General features: G+C 68.2%; 2 protein-coding genes. One reads left to right on the top strand and one right to left on the bottom strand.

Features of this window, described 5'->3' with window-relative positions:
• Positions 1-1,253 (bottom strand): ISAs1 family transposase (locus CUT83_RS01760; protein ID WP_241524760.1); only part of this gene is annotated, 1,253 nt, incomplete at its 3' end.
• A 1,175-nt stretch (positions 1,254-2,428) separates the two neighbouring features.
• Here CUT83_RS01760 and CUT83_RS01755 point away from each other — a divergent pair.
• Positions 2,429-3,621, top strand: a protein-coding gene (locus tag CUT83_RS01755) for an IS3 family transposase (RefSeq protein WP_101253822.1) whose coding sequence is annotated in 2 segments (ribosomal slippage) — positions 2,429-2,693 and positions 2,693-3,621 — 1,194 coding nt in all. Because the reading frame shifts where the segments join, the coding sequence is not laid out codon by codon here.
• Positions 3,622-3,646 lie beyond the last annotated feature (25 nt).

Below are 3,646 nucleotides of genomic sequence, written 5' to 3'. Positions count from 1 at the left end.
ACCCCAGGGGCTTTGAGAAGTGATCTTGTGTCCGGGTTCGTCATGCCAGTCCGAGGGCGGTGAGGGGCCGCAGGTGGTCGCGGGCGGTACGGCGGAGGGCGGCTGCGATGTTGGTGTGACCGTCCTGGCGGTGGACGCCGATGGCGAGGTTGCTCCCCCAGCCTTCGGCCGGGAGGTGCCCCCAGGCCGGCCATGATGCGGGGCAGGTGCCGGGTGCGGATGTGCGGGGCGTCCTCGTGGAAGGTGCGGTCGCGGACGTGGTGCAGCTGGTTCTCAATGCGCCAGTGGCCGCGGATCCAGGCTGCGGGCTCGTGGCCGCCGGCCGCACCGGGCGGCAGGCTGGTGACCAGGTAGATCCGCTCGATCGTCAGCTTTCCCGTGCCAAGATCGCGTCTCCAGCGCACGACCTGGAGGGCTTGGCGGGCGTGCGGGTGGTCGAGGTGAGCGAAGGCGGCGGTCTTCAGGCGTCGGATCTCGTCGCGGTGACGGGCCCGGGTGCGCTCGACGTGGTCGAGGCGGATGTCGCGCCAGGGCAGGCGGCGGAGGCGCTCATGCAGTCCGGGGTGGTTCCGCTTCACGACGGCCAGGTAGTGCGCTCCTCGTTCGTGCAGGTAGGCGGCGTGGTCGTGCTGGGTGTGCAAGGCGTCCGCCGTGATGACGGCGTCGGTCAGGTCGACGCCGTCCAGGAGCGGGGCGAAGGCCGGGATCTCGTTGCTCCTGCCGTCGATCTGTCGTTGCGCAAGGACCTCGCCGCTGTGGGTCATCGCGGCGATCAGTGCGGTGGCCGTCCGGCGGGTGGTGCGGGAACCGCGGAGGGTCTTGCCATCGACGGCGATGACCTTCCGTTTCGAGTTCGGGGCCTTGCGTGCCCGGAGGAAGTCGCCAATGGCGCGGTCGAGGGCGTCGCCGTCCGCAGCGGCGAGGACGAGGCGGACGGTGGTGGCATGGGGCGGGCGGATCAGTCCGGTGGGGGTACCTCCCGGCCGGAGGCTGGGGGAGGGTCGGGGCGGGATCCGAGCAGGGCCAGGACGTGCTGGGGGGGCGTCGGCGATCCACTCGCCGATCGCCGTGATGGAGGCGGCACCGGCCAGAACGGCGGCAGCCGCGGCGGTGAGAAGGGCCGTCCAGGGGGAGCGGATGCCGCGACGGGCCCGCGGGTCGGGCACCGTGGCCAGAAAACCCCGCAGGTCAGCGACTGTCTGCAGCGGGATCGGGTCGGGGGTGTCCCCCAGTTGCCGAAGGCATGACGGCATGCGGGAAGATGGGTGCGCAGGCATGGACTCGCTCGGTGCTCATACGGACTCGACACCCACATGATCACCAGCGTCCATGCCTGTTCTGTGTCCAGGGTCACCGCTGGCAGAAGTCGACAAGCCGCCACATCCGGAGCTCAGCAGGCGAACCGCCCACCTCGGCACTTCTCAAAGACCCTGCCTCCGACCCCGAGGACATCAGCCTGCTCTGCGGGCCCGCTATCGAGATCATCAAAGTCTGACGCACGCGGACCGCGCGCACGCCCGCTCGCGTACGGCGCCGAGCAGATGAAGAAGGCCCCCGTGAAGATCACGGGGGCCTTCTGTTCGAACCGTCTCCCCTGGTGAGGGGCGGAGCCGCCTAAGGGAATCGAACCCTTGACCTACGCATTACGAGAGCCACAAGATCATCCCGGGTGGTGCTGGGCAGTGCCACTGAGTCCCGTTTCCGCTGATCAGAGACTTGCGACCCCGTTCGGCGTGACACCCAGTCCAGCCTGCGCCACCCCGTCCGCTCACGCAGCGTTCACGCTTCAGACCTACGCTTACATACCAGCAACTGGGCAGCCCGAACTGCTATCAGGGCAGATATGCGACCAAAGGGAATAGCTGCAGCGGAGTCGCGCTGCCAGGACGAGTACTCATTCTGGGGCCAGCGGTCCAGGTGTCACCCAGTGATCGTACGGCAACGGGTGGCTGCCACCGCTGAAGCAAAGACGGCCACGACGGCTACCACAGCAACCCAGGATGTCCGGTTCCGCTGACCCTGGTGTGAGGTGGTGTCGAGGACCGCAGTGAGGACGGCGATGCCGTGCTACCACATGATCCGCTCGACGCGCTTGTGATTCCCCAGCCAGCCCCGGCGACGCAGTTCGGCTGCGTCTCAGAGCACCCCATAGATGCCTTCTTGGGGGGCGAGGCGGATGACGGTGATGTCTTACGAGAGCACGGCATCGGTCCGCCGATGTACTTGATACCGAATTGCGGGCGACGTCGGTTCGGCGTCCTGCCCGAGGTCAGTACGAGATCGACCGCGTTCTGCTTGCACTCCCCCGAGTACCGCTTCGTGCACTACTTGCCACCTGGCACCGCTCCCTCCGGGGTGAGCTGTACTGATCTTCGTGGAGTCCCTCAAGCCTGGGTTACGCTTCCAGGCGTAAGGAGAACCACGAGCAATGCCAGCACCCCGTAAGTACCCCGATGAGCTGCGTGAGCGGGCGGTGCGCGAGGTCCGCGCGACCGGCCGCCCTGTGGCCCACGTCGCCCGCGACCTCGGCATCCACAAGGAAGCCCTGCGGTCCTGGGTCCGCCAGGCCGAGGCGGACGCCGGCGAGCGTGACGACCGGCTGACGACCGCCGAGCGCGACGAGTTGAAGGAACTCCGCAAGGAGAACGCCGAGTTGAGGCGGGCCAACGAGATCCTGAAGGCCGCCTCGGTGTTTTTTGCCCAGGAGATCGACCGTCCCCGGACGAGGCCGAGCAGGTGATCGACCACCTGCGCGACAAGGGCCTCGGGGTCGATCCCGTCTGCCGGGTGCTGGATGTGTCGCCGTCGACGTACTTCGCGCGCAAGACGCGGCCGAAGTCGGCCCGACGCCTGCGCGACGAAGAACTGATCCCGCTGGTCACAGCCGCGTGGGAGGACTCCGGGCGCACCTACGGCGCACGCCGCGTCACCCGCGCCCTGGTCCGCGCCGGACACACGGTGGCCCGCTGCACGGTCGAGCGGCTGATGGGCGAGCTCGGCATCGAGGGCGTCATCCGCGGGCAGCGCCGCCGCACCACGGTCCCCGAGCCGGCCGCGCCGCGCCCGCCGGACCTGGTCAACCGCCGTTTCACCGCCGAGCGGCCCAACCAGCTGTGGCTGGCGGACCTGACCTACATCCGCACCTGGTCGGGGTGGGTCTACGTCGCGTTCGTCCTGGACGCGTACTCACGCCGGATCGTGGGCTGGCAGGCCGCCACGCACCTGCGCACGGACCTGCCGCTGGACGCACTGGAGATGGCGCTGTGGCGGCAGAGGATCAAGAAGGACGCCGATCTCATCCATCACAGCGACCGCGGGTCGCAGTACGTATCCATTCGGTACACGGAACGTCTCGCCGAGGTCGGTGCCTCGGCGTCGGTCGGGTCCGTCGCGGACAGTTATGACAACGCGATGGCCGAGGCCCTCAACGGCACGTTCAAAGCCGAACTGATCGAACATCAGGGGCCATGGCGGGACTTCGACCAGGTCGAGCGGGCCGTCTTCCAGTGGGTCGCGTGGTACAACGGTGAACGACTCCACTCCGCCCTGGGCTACGTGCCGCCCGACGAGTACGAGCAGACGTACTGGGCGTACCTGGAGGAAGTCCCGCAGACCGCTTGATCACACGATCGCGGACTCTACGAAA

It is taken from the genome of Streptomyces barkulensis (genome assembly GCF_002843305.1).
Taxonomy (GTDB): domain Bacteria; phylum Actinomycetota; class Actinomycetes; order Streptomycetales; family Streptomycetaceae; genus Streptomyces; species Streptomyces barkulensis.
The sequence above is the reverse complement of the archived record's forward strand: the minus strand, read 5'-3'. Positions and strand labels throughout refer to the sequence as shown.